At 69.6% G+C, this 15,922-nt stretch carries 14 protein-coding genes and 1 rRNA gene; 11 read left to right on the top strand and 4 right to left on the bottom strand.

The genetic code is table 11. The annotated features are described in order from the left end of the window. Positions 1 to 145 precede the first annotated feature (145 nt). From rrf to C8E99_RS06065, 11 genes are all read left to right on the top strand, one after another. A 5S ribosomal RNA gene (gene rrf / locus C8E99_RS06115) occupies positions 146 to 262 on the top strand. 93 nt (positions 263 to 355) lie between these two features. Beyond that, positions 356 to 1,615: a tetratricopeptide repeat protein gene (locus tag C8E99_RS06110; RefSeq protein ID WP_115931546.1), complete on the top strand. Its 1,260-nt coding sequence runs from the start codon at positions 356 to 358 to the stop codon at positions 1,613 to 1,615. 3 nt (positions 1,616 to 1,618) lie between these two features. Next, a complete protein-coding gene (locus C8E99_RS06105; protein WP_115931545.1) occupies positions 1,619 to 2,515 on the top strand; it encodes an HAD-IIA family hydrolase in 897 nt (298 codons plus the stop codon). Beyond that, positions 2,512 to 2,712, top strand: a complete 201-nt coding sequence (locus tag C8E99_RS06100) for a hypothetical protein (RefSeq protein WP_115931544.1) — start codon at positions 2,512 to 2,514, stop codon at positions 2,710 to 2,712. Before C8E99_RS06105 ends, C8E99_RS06100 begins: the two co-directional genes overlap by 4 nt. Then, entirely contained in the window at positions 2,709 to 3,545 is an 837-nt protein-coding gene (locus tag C8E99_RS06095) for a TlyA family RNA methyltransferase (protein ID WP_115931543.1), read from the top strand. Before C8E99_RS06100 ends, C8E99_RS06095 begins: the two co-directional genes overlap by 4 nt. Before the next feature lie 69 nt (positions 3,546 to 3,614). Then, on the top strand, positions 3,615 to 4,793 hold the full coding sequence (locus C8E99_RS06090) for an NAD kinase (protein WP_115931542.1): 1,179 nt from the start codon (positions 3,615 to 3,617) through the stop codon (positions 4,791 to 4,793). Then, positions 4,790 to 6,592 (top strand): DNA repair protein RecN, encoded by a 1,803-nt coding sequence (locus tag C8E99_RS06085; protein ID WP_115931541.1) that lies wholly within the window; start codon positions 4,790 to 4,792, stop codon positions 6,590 to 6,592. Before C8E99_RS06090 ends, C8E99_RS06085 begins: the two co-directional genes overlap by 4 nt. Positions 6,593 to 6,596: 4 nt before the next feature. Next, positions 6,597 to 8,339, top strand: coding sequence for a CTP synthase (locus C8E99_RS06080; protein WP_115931540.1), 1,743 nt, complete (start codon positions 6,597 to 6,599; stop codon positions 8,337 to 8,339). Between the two features lie 24 nt (positions 8,340 to 8,363). Beyond that, positions 8,364 to 9,083: an NUDIX domain-containing protein gene (locus C8E99_RS06075; RefSeq protein ID WP_115931539.1), complete on the top strand. Its 720-nt coding sequence runs from the start codon at positions 8,364 to 8,366 to the stop codon at positions 9,081 to 9,083. Positions 9,084 to 9,107: 24 nt separating this feature from the next. Then, on the top strand, positions 9,108 to 10,136 hold the full coding sequence (gene xerD, locus C8E99_RS06070; protein WP_281269057.1) for a site-specific tyrosine recombinase XerD: 1,029 nt from the start codon (positions 9,108 to 9,110) through the stop codon (positions 10,134 to 10,136). Between the two features lie 188 nt (positions 10,137 to 10,324). Continuing rightward, positions 10,325 to 11,251 (top strand): hypothetical protein, encoded by a 927-nt coding sequence (locus C8E99_RS06065; protein WP_115931537.1) that lies wholly within the window; start codon positions 10,325 to 10,327, stop codon positions 11,249 to 11,251. A 171-nt stretch (positions 11,252 to 11,422) separates the two neighbouring features. Here C8E99_RS06065 and C8E99_RS06060 read toward each other — a convergent pair whose 3' ends face one another. The 4 genes from C8E99_RS06060 to C8E99_RS06045 are packed head-to-tail and all read right to left on the bottom strand — an operon-like array spanning position 11,423 to position 15,805. Then, positions 11,423 to 12,577, bottom strand: coding sequence for a bifunctional 2-methylcitrate synthase/citrate synthase (locus C8E99_RS06060; RefSeq protein ID WP_115931536.1), 1,155 nt, complete (start codon positions 12,575 to 12,577; stop codon positions 11,423 to 11,425). Between the two features lie 35 nt (positions 12,578 to 12,612). Then, positions 12,613 to 13,554 carry a methylisocitrate lyase gene (prpB, locus tag C8E99_RS06055; RefSeq protein WP_115931535.1) on the bottom strand — a complete coding sequence of 314 codons (942 nt, stop codon included), beginning with the start codon at positions 13,552 to 13,554 and terminating at the stop codon, positions 12,613 to 12,615. After that, on the bottom strand, positions 13,554 to 15,071 hold the full coding sequence (locus C8E99_RS06050; RefSeq protein WP_115931534.1) for an MmgE/PrpD family protein: 1,518 nt from the start codon (positions 15,069 to 15,071) through the stop codon (positions 13,554 to 13,556). The genes prpB and C8E99_RS06050 overlap by 1 nt, the downstream gene beginning before the upstream one ends. Then, a complete protein-coding gene (locus C8E99_RS06045; protein ID WP_115931533.1) occupies positions 15,068 to 15,805 on the bottom strand; it encodes a GntR family transcriptional regulator in 738 nt (245 codons plus the stop codon). Before C8E99_RS06045 ends, C8E99_RS06050 begins: the two co-directional genes overlap by 4 nt. Between the last annotated feature and the right edge of the window lie 117 nt (positions 15,806 to 15,922).

The following is a 15,922-nucleotide window of genomic DNA, read 5'->3' as shown; positions in this document are numbered from 1 at the left end:
TGTAACCCCCCTCGAACCACACCACCCCACCCCGGGCTCAACACCAGGGGACGGCGGTGTGGGGCAGGGAAACCAGAGACTACCCCCGACCGAACACCCACCCCCTGTGACGGGGTGTGAGTGTCGACAGAGGTGGTAACAGGGTTACGGCGGTCATAGCGTGGGGGAAACGCCCGGTCCCATTCCGAACCCGGAAGCTAAGGCCCACTGCGCCGATGGTACTGCATCCGGGAGGATGTGGGAGAGTAGGACGCCGCCGGACAACCATTGAGGGAAGGGCCCCGCACACGAGTGCGGGGCCCTTCTTGTTTAAGCGTGTCGGCTACGATTGTGAAGCTGTCGGTCGGAGTACGCCATGCGTGCTGCCGCCGTCATCAAGACCGAGGAGAGGATCATCAGGATGTCCGAGAACGAGGAGCGCTCCGGCTCGTCTGACCGTCCGCGCCGTCACGGCGGTGGACGGCCCGAGCGGGGATCCGGTTCCGGGTCCCGTGGTGGTTACGGCGGTCCCCGCCGGGATGACGGCCGTGGTGGCGGTCCCCGCCGGGAGGGTGGGCCGGAACGCGGTGGAGCCCGGCATGACCGCCGTGGCTCACGGGACGGTGGCCCGCGCGCCGAGAATCGGGGTTCTGCCCACAACCCGGGGGACCTGCGCAGTTCCAACCGCCCGGACCGGGCCAAGTCCCCTGAGATCGATGAGGATGTGACTGGCAAGGAGCTCGACCGCGCGACCAGCCGCGAGCTGGACACCTTGGACGAACGCAACCGTCCGTGGGTGGCACGTCACCTGGTGATGGCCGGCCGGCTGCTGGACATCGATCCGCAGCTGGCCTTCGAACACGCCCTGGCCGCCAGTCGGCGGGGCGGCCGTCTCGGCTGCGTCCGTGAGGCCGTCGGCCTGACCGCCTATGGGGCTGGACAGTACGCGGAGGCGCTACGCGAATTCCGGACCTACCGCCGCATCACTGGGGACAACACCCACCTGCCAGAGATGGTGGACAGTGAACGTGCCCTCGGTCGGCTTGACAAGGCCCTGGAACTTGCAGGCGACGTCGACCATGCGTCCCTGGAGAAGGCGATCCGGGCCGAGCTGGCCATGGTGCTCTCCGGCATCCATCGTGACCAGGGAGACATCGACTCTGCCCTGGCAGCGCTGCGGGTTCCCGAGCTCGATCGGCATCGCGGTTTCTCGTTCAGTCCCCGTCTGTTCCGCGCCTATGCCGACGTCCTGACTGAAGCCGGCCGTGGCGAGGAAGCCAAGGCGTGGCGGCGCCAGGCCAGTGTGGCTGATCGGGCCCTGGGCATCGGTGCCTTCGAGGATCCCGAGATCATCGACTTCGGACTGGACGATGACGGCTCCGAGGACCGGCCCCGTGCCCGTGACCTGGTGCCCCCGGGGGTGTCTTCGGACGACCAGCAGAACGACCAACAAGACGACCAAGAGAACGACCAAGAGGTCAGCCAGGCGGACGGAGACGGGCTGGACGAGGAGGACTTGGGTTCCATGGTGACTTCTCAGCGGGTGGAAGCCGAGGAGCCGTCCCCCGAGGCGGAGGACCCGCAGGAGACCGAGGGTGAGGTCTCCGCAGACGATCTGGACCGCGGAGACCGCTGATCCATGACGGAAGCGGTGTTCTTCGGAGACCATGACGCTGTCCTGTGTGACCTGGACGGTGTCGTGTACGCCGGGACGGAGGCCATCGACGGTGCCGTGCCGACCCTGCATGAGTTAGGGCGGCGCGGTATCCCTGTCGTCTACGTGACCAACAATGCGTCGAGGTCCCCGGATGCCGTGGCCGACCACCTGCGCGGCTTCGGTCTCGAGGTGACCGGGGACCAGGTCTTCGGTTCAGCTGCGGCAGGGGTGGCCCTGCTGAACCAGGAGCTGTCCCGGACCGGAACGCACCCGACGGCGGGCGGGGCTTCCTCCGGGGGGTGTCCCGTCCCGGCGAAGGTTCTGGTGGTCGGCTCGGAATACTTGCGTGGCCTGGTGTCGGAAGCGGGTCACCAGGTGGTGGCGACGGCGGCCGAGCGTCCCGACGCTGTGATCCAGGGATTCGACCCCTCGGTCTCCTGGGCCGACCTGGCGCAGGCCTCCTATGCCCTCAAGGGGGGTGCCCGATGGATCGCGACCAATACGGACCTGACCATTCCCCGTGCCGAGGGGATCGCGCCCGGCAACGGTGCCCTGATCGAGGCGGTGTCCCGGGCGACCGGGACCCGGCCGCTGGCGGCCGGCAAACCCGAACCGGTCTTGTTCCATCTGGCTGCCGAGGCCGTAGGATCCCGCAACCCACTGGTCGTCGGTGACCGTCTAGACACGGACATCCTCGGAGGCAATCGGGCCGGTTTCGCCACCGCTCTCGTGCTGACCGGCGTGGACACCGAAATGACCGCCGCGGCGGCCCCAGCGGATCACCAGCCCACCTGGATCATTCCCTCGCTGCCGATGCTCCTGGCTGACACCGCGGTGGAAGCACGCTCCCGCGCACCCCGGCGGGAGCGGCAGCCATGACCGAGTCGTCCCAGCCATCCCAGCCGACCGAGTGGATCCCGGCCACCACCGGTGACCCGGCCGCCGACCAGATCCTGGCCGGTCTCGCCGGCGCCGATGAGCTGAGCCCCGACGAGGAGATCGCGGCCTACCGTGAGGCGCTGGACGCCTTGGCGCAGCTGCTGGAGGAACAACCACGGCTGCCCGGGCTGTCATGAGCAGTCCCAGGACCGCCGGCAGCGGCGACCGCACCCGCCTCGACATCGCCCTGGCCGTTCGCGGCTTGGCCCGCTCCCGCAGTGAGGCGGCCGGACTCATCGTCGCGGGCGAGGTCATCGTCAACGGCGTCATCGCCACGAAGGCGTCCCTGAAGTGCGCCCCCGACGATGTGGTGGCCCTGCGCTCCAGCGGGCCACGGTACGTCTCCCGGGCCGGGCACAAGCTGGCCGGCGCGCTGGAGCTGTTCGCCGACGTCGTGACGGCCGGCCGGCGGTGCCTGGACGCCGGGGCGTCCACGGGAGGGTTCACGGATGTCCTGCTCCGGGCGGGGGCCCAGCAGGTGGTCGCGGTGGACGTCGGGCATGACCAGCTGGTCGAGACGTTACGCGCCGATCAGCGCGTCGACGTCCACGAGGGGTGCAACGTCCGTGACCTCACGCCGGAGCACCTCGGCGGAGCGGTGGACCTGGTGGTCTCGGACCTGTCCTTCATCTCCCTACGTCTGGTGATGTCACCGCTGGCGGGGGTGTGCCGGCCGGGCGCGGACCTGGTCCTCATGGTCAAGCCGCAATTCGAAGTCGGCCGCCGCGCCCTGCCCAAGACCGGGGTCGTCCTGGACCCGGATCAGCGACGCCGGGCGGTCACCGTTGTGCTTGACGCTGCCCTGGACGCGGGGCTGAGCCCCCGCGGCATCGCCCGGTCGCCGCTGCCGGGGCAGGACGGCAACGTGGAGTTCTTCCTGTGGCTGGACCGCCCCGAGACGGAGGCCGACGCGATGGCAACCGACACCGGTGCCGAGTGGCTCGGCGACCAGACGGTCGACTGGGCCTGAAGGAACGGCCCTCGTCCACAGCCCGGCAGGTGCGGCCGGATCCGGCCTGGACGTGGGTATCCTTGGGCCATGCCCCGCTCAATCCTGGTCCTTGCCCATACCGGCCGCGAGGACGCCATCCGGGCAGCCGTCCACACCTGCGCCAAACTGCAGGAGGCCGGACTGGCACCGGTGCTCCTGGCCCGTGACGTGACGGCGATCCGCGAGGCCGAACGGGCCGGCGTCGTGCCCCCGCTGGAGTCTGCCCCACAGACCCTGGACGTGGACTGTTCCCTGAGTGAGGTCTCCCTGGGTGTGGTCCTCGGCGGGGACGGCTCCGTGCTGCGCGCCGCGGAGCTCGTCCGTGATTCCGGCCTGCCGCTGCTCGCCGTCAACCTGGGCCACGTGGGCTTCCTGGCCGAATCCGAGCGCACCGACCTCTCCCGCACCGTCGAGGCCGTGGTGGCGCAGGACTACAGCGTCGAGGAGCGTATGGCGATCGACGTCCGGGTCTTCCAGGGTGAGGAACTCGTGGCCCGCACCTGGGCGTTGAACGAGGCCAGCGTGGAGAAGTCCAACCGTGAGCGCATGCTCGAGGTCGTCACCGCCGTGGACGGCAGCCCCATCTCCACGTACGGCTGCGACGGCGTGGTGATGGCCACGCCCACGGGGTCCACGGCCTACGCCTTCTCGGCCGGCGGCCCCGTGGTGTGGCCGGAGGTCCAGGCCATGCTCATGGTGCCGATCAGCGCCCATGCCCTGTTCGCCAAGCCCCTCGTCGTGTCTCCGGACTCGGTGCTCACCGTCGAGGTGCTGCCGCGCACCAACGAGCCGGGCGTGCTCTGGTGCGATGGCCGCCGCACCGTGGACCTGCCCCTCGGCTCCCGCGTCGAGGTCACCCGCTCACCGCAACCGGTGCGGATCGCCCGGTTGTCCCGCACGCCCTTCACCGAGCGGCTCGTGCGCAAGTTCAACCTGCCCACCAAGGGCTGGCGCGGTCCCGTCACCGAACAGGACCGGGCCGAGGCCGCCGCCCGGGAGGCCCGGACCGCATCCCGTCAACCCGAGGGGGACCCCTCCTCCCGCGGAGTCTCAATCGTGGAACCCCATCACCTGGCGCCCCGCCCCGGCGTGGTCCCGCCGGCCACGGCCGCCCTGCCCGTGGTATCGGCGCAGGATGAGCGCCTGGGGATCGCGCGCTCGGGGATCACCCCGGACGAGGGCAGCGACGAGCCGGACACGCCCAGCGGAGGAGCCGACCAGGCATGATCGAATACCTGTCCATCAACGGGCTGGGCGTCATCGGTGACGCCGCCGTCGAACTGGATCCCGGCTTCACTGTGGTGACCGGCGAGACCGGCGCCGGCAAGACCATGGTCGTCACGGCCCTCAACCTCCTGCTGGGGGCCCGGGCGGATGCCGGCGCCGTCCGGCACGGGGCCTCCCGGGCCACCGTGGAGGCCGGCTTCCGGCTGAACGCCGGTCATGCCGCCGTCGAGATCGCCACGGACGCCGGAGCGGTGCTGGACGAGGAGACTCCGGACCGGGGCGCCCGACCGGAAACGGACGCCGTGCCCGAGGCCTCGCCCGACGTCGGCGCACCGGCAGGAAGCCGCGGGGACGTGGCACTCGTGGTCACCCGGTCCGTGGGGGCCGCCGGGTCCTCGGGACGCTCGCGGGCCTCGGCCGGAGGGCGCGGCGTGCCCGTGGCCCTGCTGGGTGAGCTCGGCGAACACCTCGTGGCCGTCCATGGCCAGACCGACCAGCTGAGGTTGAAGTCCCCGGCCGCCCAGCGCCATGCCCTGGACTCCTTCGCCGGTTCGGAGCTGACCGAGACCCTGTCCGTCTACCAGCGGGACTTCGAGGCCTGGAGGCGGGCGGCCGCGGAACTCGAGGAGATCACCAGCAACGAGCAGGACCGGGCCCGCGAGGCCGAGAACCTGCAGCGCTCCCTCGAGGAGATCGACAACGCCGCGGTCCGGGCGGGGGAGGACGAGGAGGTCAGGGCCCTCATCCAGCGACTGGAGAACGTCGAGGAGCTGCGCGCGGCCTCCCTAGGCGCCCACACCCACCTCGCCGGCGGGGATGCCGCTGACGCGGTGGAGATCCCGTCGGCCGAGGCCCTCATCGAGGCCGCCCGGCAGTCCCTGCTGCAGGCCCCGGGACAGGATGACGAGCTCACCGGACTGTCCCAGCGACTGGCGGAGGTGGGGATCCTTCTGGCCGATGTCTCCGGAGATCTGGCCGGCTACGCGGCTCGCCTGGATGACGACGCCGCCTCCGACCTGGACAGCGCCCAGTCCCGGCTGGCCGAACTGACCCGGCTGATGCGCCTCTACGGGCCCGAACTCACCGACGTGATCCGGTGGGCCGAGACCCACCGGCCGCGGCTGGAGGCCCTGCAGGGGGACACCGGGCGCATCGAGGAACTCACCGCCGAGGTCGCCCGCCTCGAACAACACGTACTGTCCGGTGCGAGTGAGCTGACGCGGCTGAGGACGGCAGGCGCAGCCACCCTCTCCGGGCTGGTCAGCGAGGAGCTGCACGCCCTGTCGATGCCGGACGCCACGTTCCACGCCACCGTCACCGCCGGCGGTCAGCCGGGGCCCCACGGTGCCGACGAGGTCCAACTCCTCCTCCAGCCCCATGCCGGCGCCGAACCGCGGCCCCTGGGCAAGGGTGCCTCCGGTGGTGAGCTCTCCCGCGTGATGCTGGCGCTGGAGGTGGTCCTGGCCGCCACGGACCCGGTCCCCACCTTCGTATTCGACGAGGTGGATGCCGGCGTCGGCGGAGAGGCCGCCGTCCAGATCGGCCGGCGCCTGGCCCGGTTGGCTGGGCACGTTCAGGTCATCGTGGTCACGCACCTGCCGCAGGTGGCGGCGTTCGCGGACCGGCACCTGAAGGTCACGAAGAACTCTGACGGCGATGCCGGGTTCACTACTTCGGACGTCGCGAGCCTCGAGGGCGAGGAGCGGGTGGGGGAGCTGGCCAGGATGCTGGCCGGCCGCGCTGACTCCGGGGCGGCTCGCGATCACGCGCGAGAACTCCTCGAGGCCTCGCACGCCTGAACGGGTGCTACGATCGAACTCCGTGGTGCATAAATCTTCTCGATTCCAGAAAACGCCCAACGCGACCCGCCAGATCTTCGTGACCGGCGGCGTGGCCTCTTCCCTCGGAAAGGGGCTCACGGCATCCTCCCTGGGTCATCTCCTGAGGGCACGGGGCCTCTCCGTGACCATGCAGAAGCTGGATCCGTACCTGAACGTCGATCCCGGTACCATGAACCCCTTCCAGCACGGCGAGGTCTTCGTCACGGAGGACGGGGCCGAGACCGACTTGGACATCGGCCACTATGAACGGTTCCTGGACGAGGACCTCGACGGCCTCAACAACGTCACCACCGGACAGGTGTACTCGACCGTCATCGAGAAGGAACGCCGGGGTGACTACCTCGGGGACACCGTCCAGGTCATCCCGCACATCACGGACGAGATCAAGCGCCGGATGCGACTGCCGGCCACGGAGGACGCCTCCGTGGGCGGAGACCAGCAGGACCGGGCCGCCGCGGACCGCCCGGCGCCGGACGTCATCATCACGGAGATCGGTGGAACGGTCGGTGACATCGAGTCGCAGCCGTTCCTGGAAGCCGCACGCCAGGTCCGCCAGGACATCGGACGGGACAACGTGTTCTTCGTGCATGTGTCTCTGGTGCCCTACATCGGCCCCTCCCACGAGCTGAAGACCAAGCCCACCCAGCACTCGGTGGCGGCGCTGCGCTCGATTGGTATCCAGCCGGACGCCATCGTCATCCGCTCGGACCGCGAGGTGCCGGCCGACGTGCGGGACAAGATCGCCCGCATGTGCGACGTGGACACTGATGCGGTCATCAACTGCGCCGATGCCCCCTCCATCTACGACATCCCCAAGGTCATCCATGCCCAAGGCCTCGACGCCTACGTGGTGCAGGCGCTGGACCTGAAGTTCAAGGACGTCGACTGGTCCACCTGGGACCGCCTGATCGGCGCGGTCCACCACCCGAAGCATGCGCTGGAGATCGCCCTGGTCGGCAAGTACATCGACCTGCCGGACTCCTATCTCTCCGTCACGGAGGCCCTGCGGGCCGGTGGCTTCGGTAATGACGCGACGGTCTCCATCCGCTGGGTTCCCTCAGACGACTGCGAGACCGAGGCCGGCGCACGGAAGGCCCTGGACGGCGTCGACGCCATCTGTGTCCCGGGCGGTTTCGGGGTCCGCGGGCTCGACGGCAAGATCGGCGCCCTGCGCCATGCCCGTGAGAACGGCATCCCGACCCTCGGCTTGTGCCTGGGGTTGCAGACCATGGTCATGGAGTACGCCCGCAACGTGCTGGGACTCTCCCAGGCCTCCTCGACCGAGTTCGAACCGGACACCGAGCACCCCGTGATCGCCACCATGGCGGAGCAAGAGCGCTTCGTCTCCGGTGGCGGTGACCTCGGCGGCACCATGCGCCTGGGCTCCTATCCGGCCACCCTGCGGGAGGGCTCCGCGGTCGCCCGGGCCTACGGGGCCACCGAGGTCACCGAGCGGCACCGCCATCGCTACGAGGTCAACAACGAGTACCGAGACCGGTTGGAGAAGGCAGGGCTGGTCATCTCCGGAACCTCCCCGGACGGCACCCTCGTGGAGTTCGTGGAGCTGCCGGCGGACGTCCATCCGTACTACGTGTCCACCCAGGCCCACCCGGAGTTCAAGTCCCGGCCGACCCGTCCGCACCCACTGTTCGCCGGACTCGTGGCCGCCGGACTGGAACACCGGAACACCCGCACCGCGGGCTGATCAGCAAGGACACCCGGTAACCCCATGACGCATCTGACTCCTCCACTCGCCCCGTACACCGAGCACGACGGCGGCCCGCTCGCGGACGTGCCCGCCGTGCGGCCCGCGGTCCACACCGAGACGGCCTTCGCGGGTGCGGTGTGGGACGTCACCCGCGAGGCCTTCCTGATGGTGCCGAGCGACGCAGCGGGGGAGGGCGCGGGTGGCCCGGACGTCGATCACCCGGACCTGTTGGTCCGCGAGTTCATCCGCCACCCCGGGGCCGTGGCCGTGGTGGCCCTGGATGATCAGGACCGGGTCCGGATGATCCGGCAGTACCGGCACCCCGTGGGCGAGGAGCTCTGGGAGATCCCCGCCGGACTGCTCGACGTCCCGGGGGAGCACCTGGTCGAGGCTGCCCGGCGGGAACTGGCCGAGGAAGCCGACCTGCGCGCGGACCGGTGGGATGTCCTCGCCGACTTCTACACCACCCCGGGGTCCTCCTCGGAGGGAATCCGGGTGTTCCTGGCCCGGGACCTGTCCCCGGTCCCGGTGGGGGAACGCCACGAACGCACCGGTGAGGAGGCCGGTATGCCGCTGGCCTGGGTGCCCGTGACAGAAGCCGTTCAGGCCGTGCTGGCCGGTCGGCTCCGCAATCCCTCCTCCGTGGTGGGCCTCCTCGCCCTCGTCGCCCACCGAGAAGGCGGCTACGCCGACCTGCGTCCTGCGGACGCGCCCTGGCACGGCCGTCCGGTTTCAACGTGAGCGGGCCGGCATGAGTGACCCATCGTGAGTGCCGAGCCCGCGGACGGTCCGCCGCGCACCCTGGCCCGTCCGGCCGAGGCGTACCTGGACCACCTGACCGTCGAGCGGGGCATGTCCCCCCATACCCTGGCCGCCTACCGCCGGGACATGAGCCGTTACCTGGCGTGGCTGCAAGGCCAGGGAGTGGACGAGCCCCGTCAGGTCGAGCGCCGGCATGTGACCGGGTTCCTCCAGGCCCTGGCCACCGGTGCCGATGGCGGGCACCCGCTCTCACCGCGGTCCGCCGCCCGGACCATCGTCGCCGTCCGTGGCATGCACCGCTTCTGGACCCTGGAACAGGTCACGGAGACGGACCCGGCCCAGGACGTCACCCCTCCTCGGCCGGCCCAGGAACTGCCCAAGGCAATCCGGGTGGACCAGGTGACCGCCCTGCTGGAGGCGGTGCCCACGGACACCCCGGCCGGCCTGCGGGACCGGGCGCTGCTCGAGTTCCTCTATGCCACGGGTGCCCGCATCTCCGAGGCGGTCGGGCTGGACGTCGACGACGTGGTCGGAGCCGTCCGCGGCCCCCTGGACGATTCCAACCTCCAAGGTAACCGAACCGAGCCCGGGGTGACCGGACCGGGGGAGTTCGGCACCGCCGTCGTCCGCCTGTTCGGGAAGGGCTCCAAGGAGCGCATCGTCCCGCTGGGTTCCTACGCGGCCACCGCCCTGGAGGCCTGGCTGGTCCGCGGACGTCCCACGCTGGCCGGTCAGCCCGGGACCGGGGGCCCCGCGCTGTTCCTCAACCAGCGCGGTGGACGGCTCTCCCGACAGTCGGCGTGGACGATTCTCAAGAAGGCCGGGGAGCGGGCGCACATCGATGCCGAGGTCTCCCCGCACACGCTGCGGCACTCGTTCGCCACCCATTTACTGGAGGGCGGCGCGGACGTGCGCGTGGTGCAGGAGTTGCTGGGGCACGCCTCCGTCACCACCACGCAGGTCTACACCCTGGTCACGGCGGACACGCTGCGCGAGGTCTACGCCGCGGCGCACCCCCGCGCCCTCCACTAGGCCGGGGAGAGGGCATCACGATCCCACAACGTCGGGCCGGACGGTGATGACATCGCTCACGGGTTGATGCTCAGATGGTGAGAGCCGGACGACGTCCCTCGGGGCGACCTACGGTCGGACTACCACCGGGCTACCACCCGCCGAAGCGGTGCTGTACGGAGCGCCCGGAGGCAGACGAGGGGATCACGATGAACAGCACCGCTGACCGGACCATCCAGGTAGGGCGACGCGCCCGAGCAGTAGCCCGCCACCGACTGTCGGCCGCCGTGGGGCTCGGGCTCAGTGCCGGCCTGGTGCTGAGCGCCTGCGGCACCGCTGACGAGCCCGCGGAATCGCCCTCCGCCACGACCGATCCCAGTTCGAGCCCGGTCGAGACCGTCACGGAGAGCCCGAGTCCCACCGCCGACCAGACCACCATGGAGACGGAGACATCATCGCCCTCTTCGCCGTCCGAGGACACCGACCGTGATCCGCTGGCCGGACCAACGCAGACCTACACCACCGAGTCCGGTACCTTCACCTGGACCTTCCCGGAGACCTGGACCGCCAGCCAGGAGGACTACAACGAGGAGAACCTGGACTATCTGGGCGTGCCCTACGAGGAGGTTCTGTTCCAGGATGCCGAGCAGGCCGTGGAATTCCGGGCCACCACCGGAATCGGTCCCACCGACAATGACGGACCGAAGCCGGACGTGGTCGGGGTCCTGGAGGCCGAGGAATTGCCGGAGATCCCGGTGAATGAAGGCGAGAACGCCACCGGCTCCGGGCCCGTCTGGTACCGGGCGGCGCTGCTGCAGGCCAACGAGGACATCCAGGACTCCGGGCGCTTCGACGGCCAGGAGTTCCTCCTCTCCGTGCAGGTCGTCAACATGCCCGAGGACGTTGACCCAGAGGGGACCGATGAGTCGTTCTGGTCCGCCTGGTTCTACGAGCAGCCCCCGGCTGAGGGCTTCGAGCACGGTGCGGCCACCTTCCTCTCCGGCACCGTCACCCAGGATGCCGCCGAGGAGACGACCGGACTGGAGGGCGAGGACGCGATGCGGGCCGTTCTGGACACCGAGGAGTACGCCGGGCTTCGGGCTGTGATGTCCTCCATGGAGGTCGATGTCCCCTGACAGTCCCGTCCGACGAGGACGACTACGTGGACCTGCGGGACGTGGCCACCTCGCTGGAGGTGACCGCACCCTGATCCGGCTGCCGCAGTACCGGCACTGAGAGACGACCCGGGCGGGGAGAGGACTTCGTGTTCTCTCCCCGCCCAGGTCGTCTCTGGGGTTCAGCCCGACTCAGGCGCCCGGCACGTGCCGTTCGTCCGGACCGTTGTAGGCGGACAGCGGCCGGATCAGCGAATTGTTGGCGCGCTGCTCCATGATGTGCGCGGTCCACCCGGTGATGCGGGCGGCGATGAACAACGGGGTGAACAGCTCGGTGTCGAAACCCATCAGGTGATACGTGGGGCCGGCGGGATAGTCGAGGTTCGGCTTGATGGCCTTGGCCTCGTCCATGGCCTGCTCGAGCCCGTTGTACAGCCCGAGGATCTCGTGGCGGCCGAAGTGCTCGATCATCGCGTCGAGCGCCTTCTTCATGGTCGGCACGCGTGAGTCGCCGTGCTTGTAGACGCGGTGGCCGAAGCCCATGACCTTCTTCTTCTGGGTCAGGGCGTCCTCCATCCAGGCCTTGGCGCGGTCCTTGGCCTCATCCTGGGACTCGTCCGGCCGGATGCCAATCTCGTCGAAGGTGTGCATGACGGCCTCGTTGGCGCCGCCGTGCAGGGAGCCCTTGAGCGCCCCGATGGCCCCGGTCACCGCCGAATGCAGATCGGACAGGGTGGAGGTGATGACGCGTGCGGTGAAGGTGGAGGCGTTGAAGGAATGCTCCGCGTAGAGCACCATCGAGACGCGGAACGCATCGACGACGGCGGGATCGGCCTCCTCTCCGAAGGTCATCCACAGGAAGTTCCGGGAGTAGTCCAGGTCCTCCCGGGGCGCCACCGGCTCGGTCGGGCCACCGGCGGTGCGTCGGCGCTGCTCATAGGCGACGACGGCGGGCAGCTGGGCGAACAGGGTCGTCGCCTTCTCCATCTCGGCCTCCGGGGAGGAGTCCTCCGACTTCGGGTGCTGGGCGCCCAGGATGGACACTGCGGTACGGACCGAGTCCATCGGGTGGCAGTCCACCGGCAACACGTCCAGGGCGGCCTTGACATCCGGGGACAGGGCCCGGTTGGAGCGCTCGTGGTCCGTGAAGGCAGCCAGCTGGGCGTCCGTGGGCAGCTCACCGTTCAGCAGCAGGTAGGCCACGGCCTCGAACGGCAGCGACGCGGCGAGCTCCTGCACGGGATAGCCACGGTAGAGCAGGGAGTTGGTGTCCGGGTTGACCTTGGAGATGGCGGTGTAGTCCGCCACCACTCCGGCGAGGCCCTTCTTGATCTCAGTGTCAGTCATGGGAGTGTCCTTTCGGGACGGGATTCGGGTCGGGTTCAGGCGTCTGCGCCGGAGTCCGTCCGGGTCTCCAACCCCGGAACCGGGAAATTGAAGACGGAGGAATCGAAGCCGTTGTAGCCCTCGTAGTCCACGAGCTCGTAGAGGCGTGCCCTGGTCAGCATCTCACCGACGGCGCCCTGCTGGGTACCCTCGGAGCGGATGGTGGACAAGGTGCGCTCCATGGCACCGAGGGCCGAGCGCAACAGTGTCACCGGGTAGATCACCAGGGCCACGCCGGCGGAGGCCAACTGTTCGCGGGTGAACAGCTCGGACTTGCCGAACTCGGTCATGTTGGCCAGTACGGGCACGTCCACCGCGTTGCAGACGGCCTCGAACTCGGACAGGTCCTTCATGGCCTCCGGGAAGATGGAGTCCGCGCCGGCGTCTGCCAGGGCCTTGGCCCGGTCGATAGCGGCGTTCAGCCCGCCGGCGCCGTCCACCCCGCGGATATCGGTGCGGGCCATGATCAGGAAGTTCTCGTCCCGGCGGGCGCTCGCAGCCGCCGCCACCCGCTGGGTGGCCGTGGCCAGGTCCACCACGGCCTTGTTGTCCAGGTGGCCGCAGCGCTTGGGGTTGATCTGGTCCTCGATGTGACATCCGGCGAGCCCGGCGTTCTCCAGTTCCTGGATGGTCCGGGCCACGTTCATCGGCTCTCCGAAACCGGTGTCCGCGTCCACGATGGCTGGCAGGTCCGTGACGCGGGCGATTTGCCCGGCCCGCTGGGCCACCTCCGTCAGCGTGGTCAGGCCGATGTCCGGCAGGGCCAACTCGTTGGCCAGCACCGCACCGGAGATGTACAGCCCCTGGAACCCCTGCTCCTCCACCAGTTTGCCGGAGAGGGGCGTATAGGCACCGGGGAACTGCACGGCGGCACCGGGCTGCAGCAGTTGCCGCAGGCGAACTCGCTTCTCGGCGGCAGTCAGTGACGAATACAGCATCAGAAGAGTCCCTTCGGGGCATCGGCCAGGTCGATGACGCCGGGGGCCGCGGTGATGTTCAGCTGGTCCAGCTCGCCGGCGCCGAGGGACGCGGTGCGCTGGGCGGCGTCGAGGAAGCGCTCGATCTCCTCGGGGGACACGAGGCCCTCGGCGAGGGTGCGGAATTTGTGGATGTACTGCTCCCGGGCAAACGGGCGGGCGCCCAGCGGGTGGGCATCGGCCACGGCGATCTCGTCCGTGATGGTCTCGCCGGAGGCGGTGGTGATGACGACCCGGCCGCCGAAGGCCTTCTCCGAGATGTCCAGGGAGTGGTACCGACGGGTCCACTCCTGGTCCTCCTCGGTGGTGACCTTGTGCCACAGCTCCACAGTGTCCGGCCGTCCGGCCCGCTCCGGGGAGTAGGAGTCCACGTGGTGCCACGCGCCGTCCTGCAGGGCCACCGTGAAGATGTACGGGATGGAGTGGTCGAGGGTCTCGCGGGAGGCCTTCGGGTCGTACTTCTGCGGGTCGTTCGCGCCGGAGCCGATCACGTAGTGCGTGTGGTGCGAGGTGTGGATGACGATCGAGGCGACGTTGGCGGGATCGGCCAGCTCGGGGTGCTCGCCGTACAGCTTGCGAGCCAGGTCGATCCAGGCCTGGGCTTGGTACTCCGCGGAGTGCTCCTTGGTGTAGGTGTCCAGGATGGCGCGCTTGGCCTCTCCGGGCTCCGGCAGGGGCACCGTGTACTGCGCGTCCGGTCCGTCCAGCATCCAGGCGATGACCCCGTCCTCGCCCTCATAGATCGGCACGGGCGAGGTCTGGCCGCGCATGGCACGGTCGGCGGATTCGACGGCCATCTTGCCGGCGAAGGCCGGGGCGTGGGCCTTCCACGTGGAGATCTCGCCCTTGCGGGACTGGCGGGTCGCCGTCGTCGTGTGCAGGCCCTGGCCAATGGCCTGGAAGATCGTCTCGGTGTCCAGGCCCAGCAGGGTCCCGATGCCGGCCGAGGCGGAGGGGCCGAGGTGGGCCACATGGTCGATCTTGTGGGCGTGCAGGCAGATGGCCTTGACCAGGTCCACCTGGAGCTCGTAGCCGGTGGCGATGCCCCGGATCAGGTCGGCGCCGCTGGCACCGCTGTGCTGGGCGACCGCCAGGATCGGCGGGATGTTGTCCCCGGGGTGGGAGTACTCGGCGGCCAAGAAGGTGTCATGGTAGTCCAGCTCGCGCACGGCCACGCCGTTGGCCCAGGCGGCCCATTCCGGAGAGACCTTCTCGGTGATGCCGAAGACGGAGGCTCCCTGTCCGCCGGACGTGGGTGCGTGGGTCAGGGCCTGTGCACGGGCGGCGACGATCGGTCCGCGGTTCAGGGAGGCGATGGCCACCGAGGCGTTGTCGATGATCCGGTTGATGACCATCTCCTCCACCTCGGGGTCGATGGCCACGGTGTCGGTGGCGACCTCGGCCATCTTCCAGGCGAGCTGGTCCTGGCGCTGCAGGTTTTCTTCGGAACGGTAGACGCGGACGTCGTGGTTGATCATGGGGTCCTCTCCAAGGTGGATGTGGGGTGGTCGGGGGTGGTTCCGGCCGGTTCGGCCGGTCCGGTCTGGCGGTTCTGGTGGGCCTGGTGGGTCTGGGTGCCGATGGGCTGGTGTGACTGCAGGTGTGCCAGGGCGTGGTGCAGGTGCAGGGTGGTGGTCGCGGCGGCCAGTTCGGGGTTCCGATCGGCCAGGGCCCGGGCGATGGAGGCATGCTCCGTGGCCGAGGCCGCCAGCCGCGCCGGGTCGTTCCGGGAGAAGCGGCGCAGCCGCGCGAGGTGAACGCGCAGGGACCGCAGGTGCTGGGCCAGGTAGGCGTTGGCACAGGCGGCATCCACTGCGGCGTCCAGCTCCGTGGTCAACTCGTAGTAGGACTCCGGATCCTCTCCGCGGCGCAGTGGTTCCACGGCGGACTCGAAGTGTGCGGCCAGTTGAGCGAAGACCTCCGGGTCGGCGTGCACGGCCGCCCGACGTGCGGCCAGCCCCTCGAGCACCGTGCGCAGGTCGAACAGGTCGTCGGCCTCGTCCAGGGAGACCTCCGTGACCACGGTCCCGCGCCCGCTGGAGGGGGCGGCCAGACCTTCGGAGACCAGGCGTCCGATGGCCTCGCGCAACGGCGTGCGGGACAGGCCCAGGCGGGCCGACTGCTCGACCTCGCCCAGGATCGACCCGGGAGGCAGCTGACCTTCGATGATCTCCTGCCGCAGCGTCCGGTAGGCACGTTCACTGGCTCTCACAAGGCCTAGCGTATACACAAATATCTAAATATGGGCGATTCGGGGAGAATCTGACCAAATGCGGCCCAATTTTCGGCCTTGAACCTCTTTTGCGTATACACAGGGTGGACGTGGCGT

It is taken from the genome of Citricoccus muralis, from assembly GCF_003386075.1.
Classification (GTDB): domain Bacteria; phylum Actinomycetota; class Actinomycetes; order Actinomycetales; family Micrococcaceae; genus Citricoccus; species Citricoccus muralis.
This window is presented reverse-complemented; position numbering and strand designations above follow the sequence as displayed.